At 74.6% G+C, this 6677-nt stretch carries 7 protein-coding genes; 2 read left to right on the top strand and 5 right to left on the bottom strand.

The genetic code is table 11. From position 1 onward, the window contains the following. Positions 1-123 precede the first annotated feature (123 nt). From ACH4E7_RS08205 to ACH4E7_RS08195, 3 genes are all read right to left on the bottom strand, one after another. Positions 124-513 (bottom strand): DUF3040 domain-containing protein, encoded by a 390-nt coding sequence (locus tag ACH4E7_RS08205; protein ID WP_396248174.1) that lies wholly within the window; start codon positions 511-513, stop codon positions 124-126. Positions 514-930: 417 nt separating this feature from the next. After that, positions 931-1683, bottom strand: a complete 753-nt coding sequence (locus ACH4E7_RS08200; RefSeq protein ID WP_396248173.1) for a methyltransferase domain-containing protein — start codon at positions 1681-1683, stop codon at positions 931-933. 98 nt (positions 1684-1781) lie between these two features. Beyond that, a complete protein-coding gene (locus tag ACH4E7_RS08195; protein WP_396248172.1) occupies positions 1782-2363 on the bottom strand; it encodes an SAV_6107 family HEPN domain-containing protein in 582 nt (193 codons plus the stop codon). Positions 2364-2931: 568 nt separating this feature from the next. Between ACH4E7_RS08195 and ACH4E7_RS08190 the strand changes: the two genes are divergently transcribed. Then, positions 2932-3549 carry a DUF4126 domain-containing protein gene (locus tag ACH4E7_RS08190; RefSeq protein ID WP_396248171.1) on the top strand — a complete coding sequence of 206 codons (618 nt, stop codon included), beginning with the start codon at positions 2932-2934 and terminating at the stop codon, positions 3547-3549. A gap of 11 nt (positions 3550-3560) precedes the next feature. Then, positions 3561-5054, top strand: coding sequence for a phytoene desaturase family protein (locus tag ACH4E7_RS08185; protein ID WP_396248170.1), 1494 nt, complete (start codon positions 3561-3563; stop codon positions 5052-5054). Between the two features lie 12 nt (positions 5055-5066). Here the strand turns inward: ACH4E7_RS08185 and ACH4E7_RS08180 are convergent, their stop codons facing one another. Continuing rightward, positions 5067-5315: a hypothetical protein gene (locus ACH4E7_RS08180; RefSeq protein ID WP_396248169.1), complete on the bottom strand. Its 249-nt coding sequence runs from the start codon at positions 5313-5315 to the stop codon at positions 5067-5069. Positions 5316-6242: 927 nt separating this feature from the next. Next, the gene (locus ACH4E7_RS08175; protein WP_396248168.1) at positions 6243-6668 is read right to left on the bottom strand and encodes a hypothetical protein; all 426 of its coding nucleotides are present in this window, start codon (positions 6666-6668) and stop codon (positions 6243-6245) included. Positions 6669-6677: the final 9 nt, after the last annotated feature.

The raw sequence follows: 6677 nt of genomic DNA, 5'->3' as shown, positions 1-6677 counted from the left end.
CCCTGGGGCACCACCCGGGTGCCCCGTGCTGCGTGCGCCTTCGGGCCGTGGGCGGGCAACCCGGGGGGGGGGGCTGTCGACCGCCGCCCCGCCCCGGCTGTTCGTCCGTCGTGGTGAAGCGGCTCAGAAGCCGCCGGTCTGCTCGTCCCGGCGGCGCTGCCAGCGCTGCTCCACCCGGTCCATCATCCCGGCCTTGCGGCGCGGGGCGGCGACCTGGCGGGGGCCGGAGCCCTGGCCCGCGGGCCCGCGGCGCCAGCCGGTCACGGCGAACACCGCGCACCCGAGCATCACCAGGAAGCCCACGACGCTGACCCAGATCTGGTCCGGAACGACCATGCCGCCCATCAGCAGGCCGATCCCCACCACGAAACCGGCGATGGCCAGATAGACCCGCCGACGGGTGTAGGTGCGCAGCCCGGTTCCCTCAAGCGCTGACGCGAATTTGGGATCTTCGGCATACAGCGCTCGCTCCATCTGGTCGAGCAGTCGCTGCTCGTGCTCCGAGAGCGGCACGGAGTCCTCCTACTCGTCGGTCGCGGGTGCGACCGGTCCGCCACCCCGGTCGGGGAGGCAAGTCCAATCAGCCTTGAGCACACGGTCGGACGCCTGTGCGGGGGACCCGGCCCGTGTCGTCCATATGCCCCACGCATCCGGCTGTCATGCTTTCCGGCTTTACCCAGATCATACGGTCCGTGGACCCGTTACGGGGTGGTCTGCGCCGCGTGGGACGGGCCACTTCGACCGGGCGGGGCCGCACCCGGGTCAACGCGGGAGGGGTCGGACAAGTGCCCGATCCGGTGGAATCGGCCCGCAGCTGGGGAGGTTCGCGAGCGCACCGGGGCGGGGCGGAGGAGACCGGCACCCGTCCGGGAGGCGAACCGCCGCCGCACGGTGTGCGAACCGTACGGCGGCGGCAGGGGCCCGGAGGGCTCAGGCCAGGGTGGCCAGCAGGTGCAGCTGGGTGGCCACGGCGTGGAAGGCGGGCTGTGCGGCGGCGGCCTCCTCCAGCTTCAGCAGCGCCTCCATCGCGCCGGGCTCCGTGTCCACCAGCACGCCGGGCACCAGGTCCGCGAAGACCCGCACGCCGTGCACCGACTCGACCCGCAGGCCCGCGCCCTCGGCCAGCCGACCCAGCTCCTCGCCGGTGAAGCGGCGCGGCATCGGGTCCTGCGCGCCCCAGCGGCCGTCGACGGCGGAGAGCACCGTCCGGGCCTCGTTGAAGTGGCCGGCCAGCGCGCGGGCCAGCACGGCGCCGTTGCGGTTGGCGGCCAGCAGGCTGACCAGGCCGCCCTTGCGCAGGGTGGCGGCCAGGCTGCCGAGCGACTCGGCCGGGTCGTCCACGACCTCCAGCACGCCGTGGCAGAGCACGGCGTCCACGGTGCCGGGGGCGACCAACTCGGGGAGCGTCTGGGTGTCGCCCTGGACGGCCCGCACGAGGTCCGTCACCCCGGCCTCGGCGGCCCGGCGCTCCAGGGCGAACAGCGCGTCCGGGCTCGGGTCGACCACGGTGACCCGGTGGCCGAGCTTGGCCACCGGAACGGCGAAGTTGCCGGTGCCGCCACCGGTGTCGACCACGTCGAGCACCGGCTGGTCCAGCTCGGCCGACCGCTTCTCCAGGGCTGCCCGCACCACCTCCCACACCACGGCGGTACGCAGGGCACTGCGGGGTCGCGTCGGGTACAAGGTGGGGCTCCTTGGCACGTGCAGTTCGATCGGGATGTCTCCACCTTAGGGCCTGTCTCTTGGGGCCGCGGACCTGGCAGGGACCCATGAGACAGGCCCTATGCCTGCCGGGCGGGCGTGCCGTTCACGCCCGGGGGCTCGTCGTCGTCCAGCGGGAGCCGTGGGGCGGGCGGGGTCGGGTGGAGGCCGAGCAGCCGCTCGACCAGGCGCAGGAACAGGGCGGAGTTGCGGATCAGGTCGTCGGCGTCGCGGGCCGAGGCGGCGCCCCGGATCCCGGCCTCGGCGGCGGCCCGCCGGCGGGCGCCGGCGCCGTAGTAGACCGCCCATTCGGCCAGTTCGGGGGCCACCTCGGGCAGCACCTCCCAGGCGCTGCGGATGGCCTTGCGCCGTCGCGGGTTCTTCTCCGGCCGCCCCCGCACGGCCAGCACGGCCGCCACCGTGCGCAGCGCGGCCAGGTGGGCGGTGGCGTAGCGCTCCAGCGGGTCCTCCAGCGCGCGGGCGCGGACGAGCGTGCGGTGGGCGTCGGCGAGCAGGTCGAGGGCGGCGGGCGGCGCGGCGATCCGGCGCAGCACGGGATGGACGTCCCGCCCGGCGGGGCGGCCCCCGGAGAAACCCGGGGCGTGCGGCAGGGCGGCGGAGTGGAGGCGGGCGGTGACGGGCTCAGGACGGCTGATGGTCATGGTCTCCCCCGTTCCGAGGCAGCGCGCGGACCGGGTGGTCCGTGCTCCCCCATCGTGAACGGCACCACTGACAATCACCGCCGGACGGCGTACCGGCGGCGGGCGCGGGCTCTCCCCCGTACCGCGCCGCCGCCGTGTGCCGTCGCTCCGCCGTCCCCCCACCGGGAGGCGGGGCGCGATCCCCCCGTCGGTGACCGGTCTCCCCCCGGCCCGCACCGCCGCCCCGTGCCGGCGGTGCGGGGTCCGGGACCGGCACCTGTGCGGACCTCTTGCCGCCGTCCCCCGGGCCCTCCCGGCCGGGGGGACGGACGGATCCGCCACCCGGGTGGGTCCGGCGCCCGACGCGCCGCCCTCCCGGGTGCCACTACTCTCCCGTCCCGGCAGGTCGGAGACCATCCGCTGAGGTACTCAACCGTGGATCTGAGTATCCGTACTCAGTCCGCCGCCCTCCGCCGGATCCGGAACCGCGGCGGTGGCCCGCGACGTCCCGGGTCCCGGTACGGTACGCGGGGCCGGAGCTGCCCGGCCGGGGTTTCTCGAATCCCGGGATTGCGAGGAGAGGGACGCGATGACGATCCTGCCGCTGATCTTCACCAGCGGTCTGGCCAGCGGCATCAACGCGTACGCGGTGGTGCTGCTGCTCGGGCTGCTGGGTCGCTTCGCCGGCGCGGAGTCGGTGCCGCACGCGTTGGAGCGCACCGATGTGCTGGTCGCGGCGGCGGTGCTGTTCCTGCTGGAGGCGGTGGCCGACAAGATCCCGTACGTGGACACGGTCTGGGACGCCGTGCACACGGTGATCCGGCCGATCGCGGGCGCCGTCGTGGGCGTGCTGATCGCGAGCGGCGACCCGGGCTCGCTCAGCGAGGTCGCGGCCGGCGCGATGGGCGGCACCACGGCGCTGGTGAGCCACCTGGTGAAGGCCTCGCTGCGGATGGCCGTCAACACCTCGCCCGAACCGGCCAGCAACATCGTGGTCAGCCTGCTGGAGGACCTCTCGGTGGCCGGCCTGGTCACCCTGGCGATCTTCCACCCCTGGCTGGCCGCCTCGATCGCCGCCGTGCTGCTGGCCGTCGGCCTGCTGCTGGTCTGGCTGGCGATCAGCAGGATCCGCGCCTTCCGGGCCCGCCGCCGCGAACGCCGGGCCGCCCGGGCGGCCGCGCAGGGTGCGTTCGCGCAGCAGCCCTAGGATCGGGTGCCATGGCAAAGATCGTCATCATCGGCGCAGGAATGAGCGGGCTCGCGGCGGCCTCCCGGCTGGCGACCCTCGGCCACCGGGTGACGGTCTGCGAGGCGGGTGGCACGTACGGCGGCATGGTCGGCCGGTACGAGCGCGAGGGCTTCGCCTTCGACACCGGTCCGGGCCTGCTCCCGCTGCCCGCCGTCTACCGCGACCTCGCGCTGAAGACCGGCAAGGAGCCGCTGGAGCAGCTGGTCGAGCTCGCCCCGGTGGACCCGGAGAGCCGGCACCTGTTCCCCGACGGCACCGCCGTCACCCTGCCGAACGCCTCGCGCGGCGGGGTCAGCCAGGCCCTGGACGCCGCCTTCGGCGCGGGCTCCGGCGCCCGCTGGAGCGAGGTGATGAACCACGGCCGAACGGTCTGGGAGGCCACCCGCCGCCCGCTGCTGGAGGAGCCGCTCCCGGCCGACCGGGGTTTCCTGGGCACCGACCCGTACCCCGTCCCGGCGCCCACCGGCCTGGCCCGGCTGCGCCGCCCGCGCCCGTGGACCCTGGCGGACGTGGCACGGCGCGAGTTCGGCGGCCACCCCGGCCTGACCGCCCTGCTGTCCGAGTCCGCGGTGCGCTACGGCTTCACCCCGGGGCAGGCCCCGGCCGGGGCCACCGTGCTGCCGTACATGGAGCAGTCCTTCGGCGTCTGGTACGTCCGGGGCGGCCTGCGGGCCCTCGCGGAGGCAGTGTACCGGCGCTGTGAGCTGCGCCGGGTCGAGTTCCGCTTCGACACCCCGGTCACCCGGGTGCTCGTCGAGGACGGCCGGGCGAGCGGGGTCGAGACGGCGGACGGCCGGATCGCCGCGGACCTGGTGGTCTCGGCGATGGACGCCGACGCCCTCCACCGCCACGGCCTCGCCGAGTGGCCGGGCAGGCCGACCGAGGACTGGGAGCCCCGGGGGGTGCCCGGCCGGTTCGGCGTGCTGCTGGCCCTGCGCGGTCCCCGACCGGAGGGCACCGCGCACCGGACGGTGGTGCACGCGGCCGACCCGGCCGCCGAGGAGAACGCCCTGACCCTCTCGGCGCCGCCCTGTGAGCGCCCCACCGTCCAGGTGCTGCGCCCGGACGACCCGTCGCTGCGCCCCGACGACGCGCACGAGAGCGTGGTGCTGACCGCGACCGTCCCGGCCCAGGGCGCGTTCGACTGGACTGCCCCCGGCGTCGCCGACCGCTACGCCGACCGACTTCTCGCCCACGTCGACGCGGCCGGCCTCGGCCTGCGCGAGCGGGTGCTGTGGCGGGTCGTACGCACCCCGGAGGACACCCGCCGGGAGACCGGCGCGCTGGGCGGCGCGGTCGCCCGCCCGGTCCTGGCCGGATTCTCGGGCCGGTGGCTGAAGGCCCCCAACGAGTCCCCCGTCCCCGGGCTCCACCTGATCGGCGGCAACGCCCACCCCGGCGGCGGGCTCTCCCGGGTCGGCATGTCGGCCTGCATCGCGGCCAACCTCATCGGCCCGGCCTGACCGTTCCCTCGCTCAGCTGGGTGAGTCGACTCGGGTGAGCTTCTCCCGCCCGAGTTGACGGCCGTCAAGGCTGATCGTCACGGTGCTTCCGCTGATCTCGTACGTGTAATCACCGTTGTAGGCGATGAACCCGTCGGCCGTCTGGGTGGCGGACATGGCAACACCGGTGTCCGCGCGGCCGGTGAACTCGCCGTAGTAGTAGAGCTTTCCGGCGACCGTCCGGCAGAGCGTGATCTGCTTGTCCTGCGTTCGGTACGCCACCACCAATGTCCCCCTCAAGCCATCGGGAATTCTGCTCGCGATCCGGGGCGGACAGCCCGCTGCGGCATCCGGGGAGCTCGAGGCCTGCTCACTGGCGGTCGACGCGGCGGACGGGCTGCTCCGACTCCTGGTGTCGAAGGCGTCCTCGCAGCTGCGGAGCAGACCCGGGCCAAAGAGCACCAGGGCCAGCACGACCAGCCCGGTCTTCAGACAGCCACTGCCTCGGGGCCGGGAGGGCGCAGGGCGGCGCGGAGCCGTCCGCGGTGGCGGAGTCGGCGGCGCCGTCCACGGGGGTGGGGTCCGCGTCGGCGGTGGCGGTGCCGCCGGACCGTGACCCGAGGAGGCGCGACCGCTGCCCGTTCGACCGCCAGCCTCGGCCCGCGGGAAGAACAGGCTCTCCGTCGGGGTGGTCACCGTCGAGGTGCGGCGCGGCCGGTCCGTGGCAGCATCCCGGGGCCGGTCCCCGCCGCTGCCGGCGGTCCTCGGTCGGTACGTGCTCTTCGTCGGCGGCTCCGGCCTCGCCGAGTAGCCGGTCGTGCCGGCCCGCGGACGGGGCTCGGCCACCGGTTTCGGCGCGGCGGGACCGGACGAGGCACGTCCAGACGAGGCAGCCCCCGGCGCCCGGGGCTTCGGCGCCGTACGACCGGCCCCACCGGAAGCCGCCGAGCCCTTCGGCTCCGCTCGACGCGGTGCCGGGGGCCGCCAGGGAGTGTCGCAGGCGAGGCAGCTCCGGTCGGTCGGACCGTTCCGCACCTCGCACTCCGTGCACGTCCAACCGTCCTTGGGCGGCTGCGGCCCCTTCGACGCCGAAGGACGCTTCCCCTCGCACACCATGCAGATGCGGCGGCTCGCGGCATTGAACGTGTCACAGGACATGCAACGCCAGGTGGAACCCGCCACGTGGTCCGCTCCTTCCAGAACTCTCCGTCACAGCGACCGGTGGCCACCGACCCGCTGCAGTACCTGCTCGTACAGTTCCCCGGCCTCTTCGGCGGGTGGGAAGCTGATCCAGTCGTCCTCGCCGCTTCGTCGTGGATCGGGCCAGGGCACGGCAACCGCCTGTTCCTCCGGCGTCGTCCATCGATTGATGAACCCCCGGAACTCATGGGCGTCCGCGGTGTGCTCGGGTGTCACCTCGAGCCGGACGTTGATCCGGCCCGCTGCACGGGTGCCGCGTTCCGTCAGAGGCGTGAAGGACAGCACGATCTGGGTGCACCGGCCTTCCTCGACCGGCTGGATGTCCAGCTGGGTGCACGAGTCGAGCGGCATCTGCAGCCACCCGCCGTCGTCCCAGCTCAGGGTCAACCAGTCGCCCTGGTGGACGACTTCGGCCCCGACGCACCGCAGACTCATCGTCGGTAG

The sequence above is a fragment of the Kitasatospora sp. NPDC018058 genome (assembly GCF_044327205.1).
Classification (GTDB): Bacteria; Actinomycetota; Actinomycetes; order Streptomycetales; family Streptomycetaceae; genus Kitasatospora.
The sequence above is the reverse complement of the archived record's forward strand: the minus strand, read 5'-3'. Positions and strand labels throughout refer to the sequence as shown.